At 66.7% G+C, this 15,739-nt stretch carries 14 protein-coding genes and 1 tRNA gene; 9 read left to right on the top strand and 6 right to left on the bottom strand.

Features of this window, described 5'->3' with window-relative positions; translation table 11 throughout:
- Positions 1-505: 505 nt before the first annotated feature.
- The 5 genes from ACZ53N_RS08775 to ACZ53N_RS08755 all read left to right on the top strand — a co-directional run bounded on the left by ACZ53N_RS08775 (position 506) and on the right by ACZ53N_RS08755 (position 6,203).
- Positions 506-1,720, top strand: coding sequence for a branched-chain amino acid ABC transporter substrate-binding protein (locus ACZ53N_RS08775; RefSeq protein WP_469140353.1), 1,215 nt, complete (start codon positions 506-508; stop codon positions 1,718-1,720).
- Positions 1,721-1,844: 124 nt separating this feature from the next.
- A complete protein-coding gene (locus ACZ53N_RS08770; protein WP_469140352.1) occupies positions 1,845-2,774 on the top strand; it encodes a branched-chain amino acid ABC transporter permease in 930 nt (309 codons plus the stop codon).
- Between the two features lie 5 nt (positions 2,775-2,779).
- Positions 2,780-4,594 carry a branched-chain amino acid ABC transporter permease gene (locus ACZ53N_RS08765; RefSeq protein WP_469140351.1) on the top strand — a complete coding sequence of 605 codons (1,815 nt, stop codon included), beginning with the start codon at positions 2,780-2,782 and terminating at the stop codon, positions 4,592-4,594.
- Between the two features lie 5 nt (positions 4,595-4,599).
- Positions 4,600-5,490 (top strand): ABC transporter ATP-binding protein, encoded by an 891-nt coding sequence (locus ACZ53N_RS08760; RefSeq protein WP_469140350.1) that lies wholly within the window; start codon positions 4,600-4,602, stop codon positions 5,488-5,490.
- On the top strand, positions 5,487-6,203 hold the full coding sequence (locus ACZ53N_RS08755) for an ABC transporter ATP-binding protein (protein WP_469140221.1): 717 nt from the start codon (positions 5,487-5,489) through the stop codon (positions 6,201-6,203). Before ACZ53N_RS08760 ends, ACZ53N_RS08755 begins: the two co-directional genes overlap by 4 nt.
- Before the next feature lie 67 nt (positions 6,204-6,270).
- Here ACZ53N_RS08755 and ACZ53N_RS08750 read toward each other — a convergent pair whose 3' ends face one another.
- Entirely contained in the window at positions 6,271-6,930 is a 660-nt protein-coding gene (locus tag ACZ53N_RS08750) for an ANTAR domain-containing response regulator (RefSeq protein WP_366685413.1), read from the bottom strand.
- A gap of 91 nt (positions 6,931-7,021) precedes the next feature.
- Here ACZ53N_RS08750 and ACZ53N_RS08745 point away from each other — a divergent pair.
- Both ACZ53N_RS08745 and ACZ53N_RS08740 read left to right on the top strand, forming a co-directional pair.
- A tRNA-Leu gene (locus ACZ53N_RS08745) sits at positions 7,022-7,104 on the top strand.
- Positions 7,105-7,189: 85 nt separating this feature from the next.
- Positions 7,190-7,975 (top strand): RNA polymerase sigma factor sigma-70 region 4 domain-containing protein, encoded by a 786-nt coding sequence (locus ACZ53N_RS08740; RefSeq protein ID WP_469140220.1) that lies wholly within the window; start codon positions 7,190-7,192, stop codon positions 7,973-7,975.
- 6 nt (positions 7,976-7,981) lie between these two features.
- Here ACZ53N_RS08740 and pyk read toward each other — a convergent pair whose 3' ends face one another.
- Positions 7,982-9,406, bottom strand: coding sequence for a pyruvate kinase (gene pyk / locus ACZ53N_RS08735; protein WP_469140219.1), 1,425 nt, complete (start codon positions 9,404-9,406; stop codon positions 7,982-7,984).
- 154 nt (positions 9,407-9,560) lie between these two features.
- Positions 9,561-10,259: an SIMPL domain-containing protein gene (locus ACZ53N_RS08730; protein WP_469140218.1), complete on the bottom strand. Its 699-nt coding sequence runs from the start codon at positions 10,257-10,259 to the stop codon at positions 9,561-9,563.
- A gap of 180 nt (positions 10,260-10,439) precedes the next feature.
- On the opposite strand from ACZ53N_RS08730, the gene ACZ53N_RS08725 reads away from it, so the two are divergent.
- Positions 10,440-12,245: a bifunctional metallophosphatase/5'-nucleotidase gene (locus ACZ53N_RS08725; RefSeq protein ID WP_469140217.1), complete on the top strand. Its 1,806-nt coding sequence runs from the start codon at positions 10,440-10,442 to the stop codon at positions 12,243-12,245.
- Between the two features lie 272 nt (positions 12,246-12,517).
- Complete coding sequence (locus ACZ53N_RS08720; RefSeq protein ID WP_469140216.1) at positions 12,518-13,060, top strand: hypothetical protein; 543 nt, start codon at positions 12,518-12,520, stop codon at positions 13,058-13,060.
- 90 nt (positions 13,061-13,150) lie between these two features.
- Here the strand turns inward: ACZ53N_RS08720 and ACZ53N_RS08715 are convergent, their stop codons facing one another.
- From ACZ53N_RS08715 to trpD, 3 genes are read right to left on the bottom strand one after another with little or no spacing between them, the layout of a single operon-like run.
- Positions 13,151-13,771 carry a LysE family translocator gene (locus ACZ53N_RS08715; RefSeq protein WP_469140215.1) on the bottom strand — a complete coding sequence of 207 codons (621 nt, stop codon included), beginning with the start codon at positions 13,769-13,771 and terminating at the stop codon, positions 13,151-13,153.
- 25 nt (positions 13,772-13,796) lie between these two features.
- On the bottom strand, positions 13,797-14,591 hold the full coding sequence (gene trpC / locus ACZ53N_RS08710) for an indole-3-glycerol phosphate synthase TrpC (protein WP_469140214.1): 795 nt from the start codon (positions 14,589-14,591) through the stop codon (positions 13,797-13,799).
- Positions 14,592-14,636: 45 nt separating this feature from the next.
- A complete protein-coding gene (gene trpD, locus ACZ53N_RS08705) occupies positions 14,637-15,650 on the bottom strand; it encodes an anthranilate phosphoribosyltransferase (protein ID WP_469140213.1) in 1,014 nt (337 codons plus the stop codon).
- Between the last annotated feature and the right edge of the window lie 89 nt (positions 15,651-15,739).

Genomic DNA, 15,739 nt, shown 5'->3' with positions numbered 1-15,739 from the left:
GGTGCCGCCCGCAGGGCGCTCGCCGCCGCAGGCGGCAATGACGGGCCCGCAGCCGAACCCCCGCCGGGCAGGCAGTCCGTAACGGTGCGTGACACCCCCGCGCCGAGCGGCCCGTAGATCCACTCCGCCCGACCCGCCCGCCCGCGATCTTTCGTGGGCGCAGCCGGCCACCCCCGCCGCGTCGACCGCCGACGCGCTGCCGACTCCTTAGCGGAACTGCACCTTCACGATATCCGGACAACGGTTATCACCCGATACACCCCAATCATCCGGTCAATTCCGCTACACGGACGCCCCTGAGTGACCTTCGTCATAACAAGACAGTCACATCATGGCCAGCACCTCTGCCCCAGATCGCCGCCCGCCCCTAGAGTCACGGCCAGTTACCACCCCGCCGGGCGGTTTCGCACATCAGGCACGCCTCCACCACGCCGCCCGGCAAGCGAACGGCACCTCAGCAGAGGGGGCCTCGCCAGGGAAAGGAAGCACCGTGCGACACCGTTCCTTGCTCATCCTCACCACCGCGATCACCACCGGGGCCCTCACCCTCAGCGCCTGCGGATCACGCGACGACAAAGGGGGTGACGCCGAAGGAAGCAAGAACACCACCGTGGTGATAGGCGTCGACGCCCCGCTGACCGGCGACCTCTCCCCACTCGGCCAAGGCATAAAGAACTCCACCGATCTCGCCATCAAGAACGCCAACAAGGCCAAGGAAGTGCCCGGCGTCACCTTCGAGTTGAAGGCCCTCGACGACCAGGGCCAACCCACCTCCGGCCAGCAGAACGCCACCAAACTCACCGGCGACAAACGCGTCCTGGCCACCGTCGGACCGCTCAACTCCAGCGTCGCCCAGTCCATGCAACAGGTCGCCCAGGCCAACAACATGGCCCTCATATCCCCGGCCAACACCACCCCCGACCTCACCCAGGGCAAGGACTGGAAGCAGAACAACCGCAAGCGCCAATTCACCACCTACTTCCGCACCTCGACCACCGACGAGGTACAGGGCGCCTTCGGCGGCCAGTACGCCTACGAAAAGATCAAAGCCAAGACGGTCTACGTCATCGACGACCAGAAGACCTACGGCGTCGGCCTCGCCGCCGCCTTCGCCGCCAAATTCACCGCCCTCGGCGGAAAAGTCGTCGGCACCGAACACGTCAACCCCGAGGACCGCGACTTCAAGGCCATCGTCTCCAAGGCCAAGAGCACCAACCCCGACCTCGTCTTCTACGGCGGCGAATACCCCGCCGCCGCCCCCCTGAGCCAGCAACTCAAGGACGGCGGCGTCAAAGCACCCCTCCTCGGCGGCGACGCCCTCTACAGCCCGCACTACATCAACCTCAACAAAAAGGCCGCGAACGACTACGCCACCTCCGTCGGCAAGCCCGTCGAACAACTCGACTCCGCCAAGAAGTTCATCGCCGACTACAAGGCCGCCGGCTACAAGGACGCCTACGAGGCCTACGGCGGCACCGCCTACGACGCCGCCTGGGCCATCATCCAAGCCGTCAAGGCCACCGTCACCGAAAACGGCGGCAAGCTGCCCACCGACGCCCGCGCCAAGGTCGTGGAAGCCCTCAACAAGGTGAAATTCGACGGCGTCTCCGGCCCCGTCTCCTTCGACAAGTACGGCGACACCACCAACACCATGATCACCGCCTACCAGGTCGACGGCACCACCTGGAAATCCCGCCACAGCGCGGAGTACAAGGGCTGATCCCCGCCCCACCCCGGCACCACCCCGCCGAGGACCCCGGGCCGTGCGGCACGCCACCACCCGCACCCCGCACGGCCCGCCTCGACCGGCCCAGTACCCCTTCTCCCACCACGGAGGCCCGGCGGTGCACGAACTGCCGCAACAGCTGGCCAACGGACTCATCCTCGGCGCGATGTACGGACTCATCGCGATCGGCTACACGATGGTCTACGGCATCGTCCAGCTCATCAACTTCGCCCACGGCGAGATCTTCATGGTCGGCGGCTTCGGCGCACTGACCGCCTACCTCATCCTCCCCGACGGCACCGGCCTGCTGCTCGCGCTCCCCATCATGATCCTCGGCGGCATCGCCGCCTCAACCGCCATCGCCGTCGCCGCCGAACGCTTCGCCTACCGGCCCCTGCGCGGCGCCCCCCGGCTGGCCCCCCTCATCACCGCGATCGGCCTTTCCATCGCCCTCCAGCAAGCCATCTGGAAGTGGTACCCCGACGCCAAGAAAGCCCGCGTCTTCCCCCAGTTCCAAGGCGACGCCATCGACGTCCTCGGCGCCACCGTCCAACGCGGCGAGATCTTCCTCCTCATCGCCGCACCCCTGTGCATGATCGCCCTCGGCCTCTTCGTCGCCAAGACCCGCACCGGCCGCGGCATGCAGGCCACCGCACAGGACCCCGACACCGCCAAACTCATGGGCATCAACACCGACCGCATCATCGTGATCGCCTTCGCCATCGGCGCCACCTTCGCCGCGATCGCCGCCGTCGCCCACGGCCTCAAATACGGCCAGATCGACTTCCGCATGGGCTTCATCACCGGCCTCAAGGCCTTCACCGCGGCCGTCCTCGGCGGCATCGGCAACATCTACGGCGCCATGCTCGGCGGAGTCGTCCTCGGCGTCGCCGAAGCCCTCGCCACCGGCTACATCGAGGAGATCCCCGGCATGACCCAGTTCGGCGGCGGGTCCTGGAAGGACGTCTGGGCCTTCGTCCTCCTCATCCTCGTCCTGCTGCTACGGCCACAAGGCCTGCTCGGCGAACGCGTCGCGGATCGGGCGTGATCCCCATGACCGGCAAGAACGCCACCCCCGACTCCCCTTCACAGAACGCCACTTCACTCATACCCCTCACCACCAACATCGCCCGCATCACCACCATCACCGGCGCCGCACTCACCATCCTCTCCACCTTCCTCGCCTGGACCTGGACCACCGCATTCCCCGGCGACCTCACCGTCAACGGCTACCCCGGCGGCCTCCAAAACATCACCCTCACCGGCGGCATCCTCACCCTCCTCCACGCCCTCACCGCCTACCGCCCCCGCGGCCTCCGCTGGCTCACCCCCGCCGGAACCACCGCCCCCACCCTCCTCCTCGCCCTCGGCACCCTCGCCACCACCTGGTACACCCTCGGCGCCATCAGCACCCAACTCGGCGGCCTCGCCCACCTCGAACCCGGCGCATACATCGCCGCCCTCGCCACCCTCCTCACCCTCACCGGCGCCCTCGCCCTCCCCGCCGACCGCCCCTACGACGACCGCGGCAGCACCAAACCTCCCACCCCCTGGAACCGCTTCCGCCACACCCTCACCACAAACCGACCACCCCGCCCCAAGGAACTCCCCACCTGGGCCGACATCCTCATCATCGCCGCCGCCTACGCCATCGGCCTCTACGCCTTCACCTACGGCATCGACACCGAATACGGCGAACTCTTCGTCGGCTACCTCATCCTCGCCTGCTTCACCATCGCCGCCCTCGGCCGCGCCGGACTCACCACCCGCCTCAGCCACCTCACCGCCAAACACCGCAACATCGCACTCGCCGCCGCCTTCACCGCCGCCGCCTGCTTCCCCCTCACCCAGACCAACGACACCTACACCAACCTCGCCGCCAGCATCCTGATCTTCGCCACCGTCGCCCTCGGCCTCAACGTCGTCGTCGGCCTCGCCGGCCTCCTCGACCTCGGATACGTCGCCTTCCTCGGCGTCGGCGCCTACGCCGCCGCCCTCGTCTCCGGCTCCCCCGAATCCGCCATCGGCGTCCACTTCCCCTTCTGGGCAGCCGTCCTCACCGGCATCGGCGCCTCCCTCGTCTTCGGCGTCCTCATCGGCGCCCCCACCCTCCGCCTACGCGGCGACTACCTCGCCATCGTCACCCTCGGCTTCGGCGAGATCTTCCGCATCACCATGCTCAACCTCAACGGCACCACCGGACCCGACATCACCAACGGATCCATGGGCATCCCCAACATCCCCGACCTCGAAATCCTCGGCTTCGAATTCGGCAAAACCCACAACATCCTCGGCGTCCCCATCGGCCGCTTCGGCAACTACTACCTGCTGATGCTGCTCGCCACCGCCGTCGTCGTCCTCGTCTTCCGCCGCGCCGCCGAATCCCGCATCGGCCGCGCCTGGGTCGCCATCCGCGAGGACGAAACCGCCGCCACCGCCATGGGCATCAACGCCTTCCGGCTCAAGCTCCTCGCCTTCGCCCTCGGCGCCGCACTCGCCGGACTCGCCGGCACCGTCCAGGCCCACGTCATCACCACAACCACCCCCGACAGCTACCAATTCGCCGGGACCGTACCCCCCAACTCCGCCTTCCTCCTCGCCGCCGTCATCCTCGGCGGCATGGGCACCATCAGCGGCCCCGTCATCGGCGCCGCACTCCTCTACCTCATCCCGAACAAAATGGAATTCATGCAGGACTACCAACTCCTGCTCTTCGGCCTCGCACTCGTCCTCCTCATGCGCTTCCGCCCCGAAGGCATGGTCGCCGACCGCCGCAAACAACTCGAATTCCACGAGACCGACCAGCTCGACGTACCCGAACGAGGCCTCCCCGACGGGGCAGTCGGCGTCACCAAGGCGGAGGCGTGACCGGCATGACGACCAACCCGACCAAAACCCCCGCCCCCGACGGCACCCACCCCGTCCTCCACGCCACCGGCGTCACCATGCGCTTCGGCGGCCTCACCGCCGTACGCTCCGTCGACCTCGCCGTCCACCCACGCGAAATCGTCGGACTCATCGGCCCCAACGGCGCCGGCAAAACCACCTTCTTCAACTGCCTCACCGGCCTCTACACCCCGACCGAAGGCACCGTCACCTACCGCGACACCGTCCTACCCCCCAAACCCCACCTCGTCACCCAAGCCGGCATCGCCCGCACCTTCCAGAACATCCGCCTCTTCGCCAACATGACCGTCCTCGAAAACGTCCTCGTCGGCCGCCACGCCCGCACCAAAGAAGGCCTCTTCTCCGCCCTCCTCCGCGGCCCCGGCTTCCGCCGCGCCGAAGCCGCCTCCATCCAACGCGCCATGGAACTCCTCGACTTCACCGGCCTCGCCGACAAAGCCGACCACCTCTCCCGCAACCTCCCCTACGGCGAACAACGCAAGCTCGAAATCGCCCGCGCCCTCGCCAGCGACCCCGGCCTCCTCCTCCTCGACGAACCCACCGCCGGCATGAACCCCCACGAAACCCGCGCCACCCAAACCCTCGTCCGCGCCATCCGCGACCAAGGCATCGCCGTCCTCGTCATCGAGCACGACATGCGCTTCATCTTCAACCTCTGCGACCGCGTCGCCGTCCTCGTCCAAGGCGAAAAACTCACCGAAGGCACCTCCGACGCCGTCCAAGCCGACGAACGCGTCATCGCCGCCTACCTCGGCACCCCCTTCGAAGGCGCACCCGGACAAGAAGAACTCGCCGAAGTCGAAGCCGCCGAAGCCCACGCCGACGCCCGCGCCGACCTCCCGGAGGAAACCCCATGACCCCCCTCCTCGAAGTCGACAACCTCCGGGTCGCCTACGGCAAGATCGAAGCCGTCAAAGGCATCTCCTTCACCGTCGAAGCCGGCCAGGTCGTCACCCTCATCGGCACCAACGGCGCCGGGAAGACCACCACCCTGCGCACCCTCTCCGGACTCCTCAAACCCCTCGCTGGCACCATCCGCTTCGACGGCACCCCCCTCAACGGAGTCCCCGCCCACCAGATCGTCGCCCGCGGCCTCGCCCACTCCCCCGAAGGCCGCCACATCTTCCCCCGGCTCACCATCGCCGAGAACCTCCAGCTCGGAGCGTTCCTCCGCAAGGACACCGCCGGAATCACCCACGACATCCAGCGCGTCTACGAGCTCTTCCCCATCCTCGGGGAACGAGCCAAACAAGCCGCCGGAACCCTCTCCGGCGGCGAACAACAAATGCTCGCCATGGGCCGCGCCCTGATGTCCCGCCCCAAGCTGCTCATGCTCGACGAGCCCTCCATGGGCCTCTCCCCGATCATGATGCAGAAGATCATGCAGACCATCACCGAACTCAAGGCCTCCGGCACGACCATCCTGCTCGTCGAACAGAACGCACAGGCGGCGCTCTCCCTCGCCGACCAGGGTCACGTCATGGAGATCGGCAGGATCGTCCTCTCGGGCACGGGGGCCGACCTGCTGCACGACGAGTCCGTACGCAAGGCGTATCTGGGCGAGGACTGACACGACTGATACGCGAAGGGCCCCGTCCGGCAATCGGACGGGGCCCTTCGTGCAGCGCGCTGCGGGACTACTGCTCCTTGGGAGCCGACTGCTTGTTCTGCTTCTCCTGGGCGTCCTCGATGACCGCCTCGGCGACCTGCTGCATCGACAGCCGACGGTCCATCGACGTCTTCTGGATCCAGCGGAACGCGGCGGGCTCGGTCAAGCCGTACTGCGTCTGCAGCACGCTCTTCGCCCGGTCCACGAGCTTGCGCGTCTCCAGCCGCTGGGAAAGGTCCGCGACCTCCTGCTCCAGGGCCTTCAGCTCGGTGAACCGCGAGACCGCCATCTCGATGGCGGGCACGACGTCGCTCTTGCTGAACGGCTTCACGAGGTAGGCCATGGCACCGGCGTCCCGGGCGCGCTCGACGAGCTCGCGCTGCGAGAAGGCGGTGAGCATCAGGACGGGCGCGATGGACTCGGCGGCGATCCGCTCGGCGGCGGAGATCCCGTCGAGAACGGGCATCTTCACATCGAGGATGACCAGGTCCGGCTTGTGCTCCCGCGCCAGCGCCACGGCGGTCTCGCCGTCGCCCGCCTCACCGACGACGGAGTACCCCTCTTCTTCGAGCATCTCTTTGAGATCGAGACGGATGAGGGCCTCGTCCTCGGCGATGACGACACGGGTCGTGTGGGGAGGGGTGTGCGGCTGCTCGTCGTCGACGGGTGTGGGCTCGGCGGCGGTCACGGGTCTCCTCGCTCAGGACAGGTGGTGCCCCATGAGCCTACCCGCGCGACTTCGTCGAGCCCCACAGGGTAAGCTATCCGCGCTACACCTCGCCGGGTTGGTGGAACGGTATACACGGAGGTCTCAAACACCTCTGCCTGAAAGGGCTTGCGGGTTCGAATCCCGCACCCGGCACCCTGCTCCAAAGTGGACCTTCACCTTCTCGTGAAGATGTACCAATTTCACTCTGCGCAGCCACTTCGTGGCACAGGGTGATGACATGAAGATGCACGGCTTCGAGGTGCGCCAGAAGGCCCTCACTCTCCTCCGCAATGGCTCCAAGAACGCGGATGTCGCCCGCGCCCTGGGTGTCCCCCTCGGCACGGTCAGCTACTGGTTACACATGGACCGGGCGAAGCGCGGGGAATGCCCAGGTGCCCACGTCACCAAGTGCCCGCGTTGCGAAGGCGAGCTCGACAAAGCTGCGTACTCCTACCTCTTGGCCCTGTACCTGGGTGACGGCCACATCATTCAGTACTCCGAGCATCGGGTGCCGAGCCTCATGATCACGTGCGCCGACGCCTGGCCAGGCCTCATGGACGAGTGCGAGAAGGCCATGCGCACGGTCTTCCCGAACAACTCCGTCTGCCGCCTCCGCAGAACGGGTTGTCACAACGTGAAGATCTACTCCAAGCACCTGTGGTGCCTGTTCCCCCAGCACGGCCCCGGCAAGAAGCACGAGCGGCTCATCGCGCTCGACCCCTGGCAGGAAGCCATCGTGGAGGAGTACCCCTGGGAATTCATACGCGGGCTCATCCACTCCGACGGCTGCCGGATCACCAACTGGACCACCCGCCTCGTCGGCGGCGTACGCAAGCGCTACGAGTACCCGCGGTACTTCTTCACCAACAAGTCCGAGGACATCCTCTGTCTCTACGCCGATGCCCTCGACATCGTCGGCGTCGAATGGACGATGACGCGGCGCGGCAAGGACCCGTTCAACATATCCGTCGCCCGCAAGGACTCCGTCGCCCTCATGGACGCCCACATCGGCCCCAAGTACTGACCTCGCCTACTCCTCCTCCCCGATGTGATGCACCCGCACCAGGTTCGTCGTCCCCGCCACCCCGGGTGGCGAGCCCGCCGTGATGATGACCATGTCGCCCTTCCGGCAGCGCCCGATCCGCAGCAGGTATTCGTCGACCTGGTCGACCATCTCGTCCGTCGTCTGGACCATCGGGCCGAGGAAGGTCTCCACCCCCCACGTCAGGTTCAGTTGCGACCGGGTCGCCGGTTCCGGGGTGAAGGCCAGCAGGGGGATCGGCGAGCGGTAGCGGGACAGGCGGCGGACCGTGTCACCGGATTGAGTGAAGGCCACCAGGAACTTCGCGCCGAGGAAGTCGCCCATCTCCGCCGCCGCGCGGGCCACCGAACCGCCCTGGGTGCGGGGCTTGCTGCGTTCGGTCAGGGGCGGCAGGCCCTTGGCGAGGACGTCCTCCTCTGCCGCCCGGACGATGCGGCCCATCGTCTTCACGGTCTCGACGGGGTATTTGCCGACGCTGGTCTCACCCGAAAGCATGACCGCGTCCGTGCCGTCGATGACGGCGTTGGCGACGTCGGAGGCCTCCGCGCGCGTGGGGCGGGACGCGTCGATCATGGAGTCGAGCATCTGGGTCGCGACGATGACCGGCTTGGCGTTGCGCTTGGCCAGCTTGATGGCGCGCTTCTGGACGATGGGCACGGTTTCGAGGGGCATCTCGACGCCCAGGTCGCCTCGGGCGACCATGATGCCGTCGAAGGCGGCGACGATGCCGTCGAGGTTGGCGACGGCCTGCGGCTTTTCGATCTTCGCGATGACGGGTAGGCGGGTGCCTTCCTCGTCCATGATGCGGTGGACGTCCTCGATGTCGTGGGCGCTGCGGACGAAGGACAGGGCGATGATGTCTGCGCCCGTCCTGATGGCCCAGCGGAGGTCGTGGATGTCCTTGTCGGAGAGGGCGGGGACGGAGACGGCGACGCCGGGGAGGTTGAGGCCCTTGTGGTCGGAGACCATGCCGCCTTCGATGACGATGGTCCTGACGCGGGGGCCGTCGACTTCGGTGACTTCGAGGGTGACGCGGCCGTCGTCGACGAGGATGCGTTCACCCTTGGTGACGTCGGCGGCGAGGCCGGGGTAGGTGGTGCCGCAGATGTGTCGGTCGCCTTCGGCGTCGTCGACGGTGATGGTGAAGTCATCGCCGCGTTCAAGGAGTACAGGGCCTTCGCGGAAGGTGCCGAGGCGGATCTTCGGGCCTTGAAGGTCGGCGAGGATGCCGACGTTGCGGCCGGTTTCCTCTGCGGCTTTGCGTACCCGCTCGTAGCGCGTCTCGTGGTCGGCGTAGGTGCCGTGGCTGAGGTTGAGGCGGGCGACGTCCATGCCGGCTTCGACGAGTGCCTTGATCTGCTCGTACGAGTCGGTGGCGGGGCCCAGTGTGCAGACGATTTTTGCTCGGCGCATGGCACGAGCTTATGACTTACCGGCGGGTAGACAATTGGACGTCCGCAACTCCCCAACGTCGTTTGGACGAAAGGTTGTTGACAATTAGTGAAACGTGCGCGGGGGTGCTCCGATGAGCGTCGCGGGCGCCCCGGGTCTCCCCCGCGCGGGGGCGTCAGAGCGCGGGACGGGTCATCGTAAACCGGGCGTTGACCTGTGCGTAGACGAATTGGCGCTGGGGTTCGAGGTCGAGGGCGGGGGCGGGTGCTTCGCCTCCGTAGCCGGCTGATCGCATCATTCCGCCGGGGGCGGGTGGGAGTCCGGCGGGGGTCGCGTTCTCGGCGCCGATGTCGGCGAGTTCCACGATGGCGACGAGTTCGGCGCCGAGTGCTCCGGCGTATTCGCGGGCGCGCTGTACGGCTTCCCGTACTGCCTGTTGGCGGGCTTCGCGGTGGGCGGGTGAGTCGGGGCGCAGGGCCCACCAGGGGCCGTCGACGCGGGTGAGGTCGAGGTCGGCGAGGCGGGTGGTGAGTTCGCCGAGGGCGGTGAAGTCGTTCAGGGTGGCGGTGAGGTGGACGGTGCCGTGGTAGGCGCGGATGCGTTCGTGGCGGCCTTTGTCGGTGAGTTGGGGGGTGATGGTGAAGGAGCCGGTTTCGAGTTGTTCGATTGCTTGGTCGTAGGACTTGATGAGTTCGAGGGTTTGGTTGTTGCGGTGGGTGAGGTCGGCGAGGGCGGTGCGGCGGTCGGTGCCGCGGGCGCTGACGGTGATGCCGAGGCGGGCGATTTCGGGGTCGACTTCGAGGCGGGCTTCGCCTCGGACGGCGAGGCGGGGGGCTTCGGGGGTGCCGTAGGGGAGGGGCGCGGGTGTGGTCATGGGGCCAGCGTCTCAGGTGAGGTGGTGTGAGGGGCCGGTCCTGGGTGCGGTGTGCCGGGTTACTGGGGAGTCACCGGATCGCAACCTTGGGGGTCTGTCCTGGGTGTGGCGGGCTGGGTCAGAATCTACGCGCGTTGTGCTGTTTGCCGAGGTTTCGGCCGTCACTGTTGGGGAGAAGAGATGCCGCTCAACCGTAGGAATTTTCTGGGGCGTACCGCCGCGACGGGTGCGGGGGTCGCGTTGGCGGGGGCTGCTGCTGCCGGGCCGGCCCAGGCTCAGGATGCGGGGTTCCGGGATCGGCGGAAGAAGCGGTATTCGTTCACCGTCATGGGCACCACGGATCTGCATGGCAATGTCTTCAACTGGGATTATTTCACCGATGCCGAGTTCGATGACAAGGCGCACAACGATGTGGGTCTGGCGAAGATCTCGACGTTGGTGGAGCAGGTCCGTAAGGAGAAGGGCCGGCGGAACACGCTGTTGATCGACGCGGGTGACACGATTCAGGGTACGCAGTTGTCGTACTACTACGCGAAGGTGGATCCGATCACGCGGGTCGGTGGTCCGGTGCATCCGATGGCGCAGGCGATGAATGCGATCGGGTATGACGCGGCGGCGCTCGGTAATCATGAGTTCAATTACGGAATTCCGGTGCTGCGGAAGTTCGAGAAGCAGTGTGATTTTCCGTTGTTGGGTGCCAATGCGTTGGATGCGAAGACGTTGCGTCCGGCGTTCGCACCGTATGTGATGAAGCGGGTGTGTACGCCGCACGGTCGTGATGTGAAGGTGGCGGTGCTGGGGCTGACGAACCCGGGGATCGCGATCTGGGACAAGGCGAATGTGCAGGGGAGGATGACGTTCCCGGGGCTGGAGGAGCAGGCGGCGAAGTGGGTGCCGAGGCTTCGGTCGATGGGTGCGGATGTGGTGATCGTGTCGGCGCACTCGGGGAGCAGCGGTACGTCGTCGTACGGGGATCAGTTGCCGTATGTCGAGAACGCGGCGGCTTTGGTGGCGGAGCAGGTGCCGGGTATTGATGCGATTCTGGTCGGGCATGCGCATACGGAGATCCCGGAGTACCGGGTGACGAATAAGAAGTCGGGTAAGCAGGTTGTTCTGTCGGAGCCGTTGAAGTGGGGGCAGCGGCTGACGTTGTTCGACTTCGAGTTGGTGTGGGGTAAGGGGTGCTGGCAGGTCGAGTCGGTGTCGGCGAAGGTGTTGAATTCCAATACGGCGGCCGAGGACCGGAAGATCACGGGTCTGCTGCGTGATGAGCACGAGAAGGTCGTGGCGTATGTGAATCAGGTGATCGGTACGTCGTCGGCTGCGATGGGGGCGGCTGAGGCGCCGGTGAAGGACACGCCGATCATCGATTTCATCAATCATGTGCAGGCGGAGACCGTGAGGTCGGCGTTGGCGGGGACGGCGTACGCGTCGTTGCCGGTGTTGTCGCAGGCGTCGTGTTTCTCGCGGACGGCTGCTGTTCCGGCGGGGAAGGTGACGATCCGTGAGGTGGCCGGGTTGTATCCGTTCGAGAACACGCTGGAGGCGCGGGTGCTGACGGGTGCGCAGTTGCGGGCGTATCTGGAGTTCTCGGCGCGTTATTACGTGCGGACCGCTGCGGGTGCTCCGGTGGATCCGGCGAGGCTGACGAATGCGGAGAGTATTCCGGATTACAACTATGACGCGGTGAGTGGTCTGTCGTATGAGATCGACATCGCGAAGGAGCCGGGTTCGCGGATTGTGAATCTGTCGTTCGGGGGGAAGCCGTTGGATGACGCGGCGCAGTTTGTGCTGGCGGTGAACAATTATCGGGCGAGTGGTGGCGGTAATTTCCCGCATGTGGCGGGTGCGAAGCAGGTGTGGGCGAATTCGGAGGAGATTCGTAACACGATCATCGGGTGGGTGAAGGCGCAGGGGGCGATCGATGTGGCGCGGTTCGCTTCGGTGGACTGGAAGCTGACGCGGGATGGTGTGCCGGTGTTCTGAGGTGGTGGCGCCGGGGGTCGGGGCCGCTCGTGCTGTGCGGGGCAGTGATCGCGGGCGGCGCCGCCCTCGGGCGCGGGCCGGGTGCTGCGGGCGCGCGGCGGCGCCGCTGGGTATCTGGCCGAGCCGTGTGTGCGGGGATGATCCGGCGGTGGATCGTTTGTGGTGGGTGCGCCAACGGGCACTCGCTCGTGCTGTTTTACGGACAGTACGGTTCTGGGGCGCACCGTTCGCCTTCTCGAAGCCATGCGCTGAAACGGCAGGAGAACAGAACCATGCCTGTGCACCCGCTCGTGCACCCGTTCGTCCGGCGGTCCGTGATCTTTGCGGCTGCCGCAACCTTGGTGGTTCTGGCCCCGGGCGTGGGTCAGGCCGCCGTCTCTCCGGCGCCCATCAAGCACGAGGGATCCGGGGGGTACCTCGACAGTGGTGGTGAGAAATCGTCCGCCAAGGCCCCCACGTATGCCGTGAAATACACGGGGGAGCCGGCGTCGGCGCCCGGCAATCTGAAGTGGTCGTACGACCCCGCCACCAAGCTCGTCAAGAACGAGGCGAATGGCTGGTACCTCGGTAGCGGTGGTGATTCCGCTGCCAAGTCGCCTGCGTATACGGAGAAGTACACGGGGGATCCGGCGGCTGCTCCCCCGCAGCTGAAGTGGTCCTATGACGCGAGTACCAAGCTCGTGAAGAACGAGGGGAACGGTTGGTATCTGGGTGCCGGGGGTGATGATTACGGCAAGGCGCCCGCGTACACCACGAAGTACACGGGAAGTCCCGCGTCGGCGCCGACGCAGCTGAAGTGGGAGATATCGTCCTAGTTTTCGGTCGTGGCTCCCATGGCAGGCCGAGGCCCCACTGACGCACGGTCTGTCAGTGGGGCCGCTTGTGTGGGGCAGGCAGTTCGGGTGTCAGATGTTGGTGAAGGCGAGTTTGGCGCCGAGGGCGACGAAGGCTCCGGCGAAGGTGCGGCGCATCCAGGTGAGGACCTTGGGGCGGGAGATGACGTGGTCGCGGACGGCGGCGGCGAGCAGGCCGTAGCCGACGAAGATCACGAAGGTCATCAGCATGAAGACAAGGCTCAGTTCAAGCATGCGCATGACGGGGCTGGATTCGTCGGTGCTGACGAACTGGGGCAGGAAGGCCAGGAAGAAGATGGTCAGCTTCGGGTTGAGGATGTTGATCAGTACGCCGGTGACGGTGACTTTGGTGGCGGAGGGGGCGGTATCCGTGCCGTTGTTCTCTTCGACCTTGAGGGTGCCGCTTTCGCGGAGGGTGCTCCAGGCGACGTAGAGGAGGTAGGCGACGCCGAGGTATTTGAAGATCTGGAAGGCGAGGGCGCTGGCCTGGAGGAGTGCTGCGAGTCCCATGATGGTGGCGGCCATGTGGGGGACGATGCCCAGGGTGCATCCGAACGCCGCCACGATGCTCGGGCGGAATCCTCGGGAGAGGCCGGTGGCCAGGGTGTAGAGGACTCCGGTGCCGGGGGATGCGGTGACGATGAATGAGGTGATTAAGAATTCGATGCTCATGGGCGGCGCTCCTCTGTTGCTGATATCAACCCTGGGCGAGTAGTGCCCGGGTCGCCGTTTCGACGTCCTCGTTGCGCATGAGGCTCTCGCCGACGAGGAAGGTGGAGATGCCGACCTTAGCGAGGCGGGCGAGGTCTGCGGGGCCGGCCACCCCGCTTTCGCCGATGATCACCCGTCCGTCCGGCACGCGGGGTGCGAGGGTCTCGCTGGTGGTGAGGGTTGTCTCGAAGGTCTTGAGGTTGCGGTTGTTGATCCCGATGATGCGGGAGCGCAGTTCGAGTGCCCGGTCGAGTTCGGTTCCGTCGTGGACTTCGAGGATGACGTCCATGCCGAGGGCGTGGGCGGTGTCCTCGAGGTCCTTGGCGGTGGCGTCGTCGACGGCGGCGAGGATGATCAGTACGCAGTCGGCGCCCCATGCGCGGGCTTCGACGATCTGGTAGGGGTCGAACATGAAGTCCTTGCGCAGGGCCGGGAGCGCGGTGGCGGCGCGGGCGGCGGCGAGGTGTTCGGGTGCTCCTTGGAATGAGGGGGTGTCGGTCAGTACGGAGAGGGCGGCCGCTCCGCCGGCTTCGTAGGCGGTGGCGAGGGCGGGCGGGTCGAAGTCGGCGCGGATGAGTCCCTTGGAGGGGCTCGCTTTTTTGATTTCGGCGATGAGTGCGTAGTCGCCTTGGGCGATGCGGTGTTCGATCGCGGTGAGGAATCCGCGGGGGGCGGGGGCGGCCTGGGCTTCTTTTTCGAGTGTGGCCTGGGGGCGGGCGCGCTTGGCGGCGGCGATCTCTTCGCGCTTGTAGCTTTCGATCTTGGTGAGGATGTCTGCCATGTCGGGGGTCCTCTCGGGGGTTCGGGCCGTGTTCCGCGGGGTTGGTCAGGCGTTCGAGACGGCTATCAGTCGTTCGAGGCGGCGGTGGGCTTCTCCCGTGTCGATCGACTTCGTGGCGAGTTCGATGCCGTGGGGCAGTTCCTCGGCGCGGCCGGAGACGACGAGTGCGGCGGCCGCGTTGAAGGTGGCGATGTCGCGGTAGGGGCCCTTTTCTCCTTGGAGGACTCCGCGGAGGGCTTCGGCGTTGCCTTGGGCGTCGCTTCCTTTGAGCACGTCGGGACTGACGCGTGCGAGGCCCATGTCCTCCGGGGTGACCTCGAAGGTGTGGATCGTGCCGTGGTCGAGGGAGGCGATGGTGGTGGGGCCCGTGGTGGTGATTTCGTCGAGGCCGTCGGAGCCGTGGACGACGTAGGCCCGTACGGAGCCGAGTTTGCCCAGGACCTCGGCGATGGGTTCGACCCAGTGCGCGGCGTAGACGCCGACCATCTGTCGTCGTACGCCGGCCGGGTTGAGGAGGGGACCGAGCAGGTTGAAGATGGTGCGGGTGCCGAGTTCGATCCGGGTGGGGCTCATGTGTTTGAGCGCGGGGTGGTGGTCGGGGGCGAACATGAAGCCGATGCCGGCCTCGGTGAGGCAGCGCTCTATGGCGTCGGGGGCGAGGTGGATGCGGACGCCGAGGGCGGCGAGGACGTCGGCGGCGCCGCAGCGTGAGGACAGGGCCCGGTTGCCCTGTTTGGCGACGGGGACGCCGGCTCCGGCGACGATGAACGCCGCGCAGGTGGAGATGTTGTAGGAGCCGGAGGAGTCGCCGCCGGTGCCCAGGAGGTCGATGGCGCCGGGAGGTGCGTCGACGGTGAGCATCTGGGAGCGCATGGTGGTGACGGCGCCGGTGATCTCCTCGACGGTCTCGCCGCGCATGCGCAGCGCCATCAGCAGGGCGCCCATCTGCGAGGGGGTGGCTTCGCCCGTCATCATCCGGTCGAAGGCCTGGGCGGATTCCTCGAGTGTCAGCGTGGCGCCGGTCGCGACCTTGCCGATCAGGGCCTTGAATTCTTCCATGGGCTTCTCCTTGAGGCGGGCCCCGGTCCGGCGGCACGACGTGCGCTTTGCCCCGGCGTCATCGATCGCCGGGGCCATGGTGGCGTTCG

Source organism: Streptomyces sp. NPDC033229, assembly GCF_055576875.1.
The sequence above is the reverse complement of the archived record's forward strand: the minus strand, read 5'-3'. Positions and strand labels throughout refer to the sequence as shown.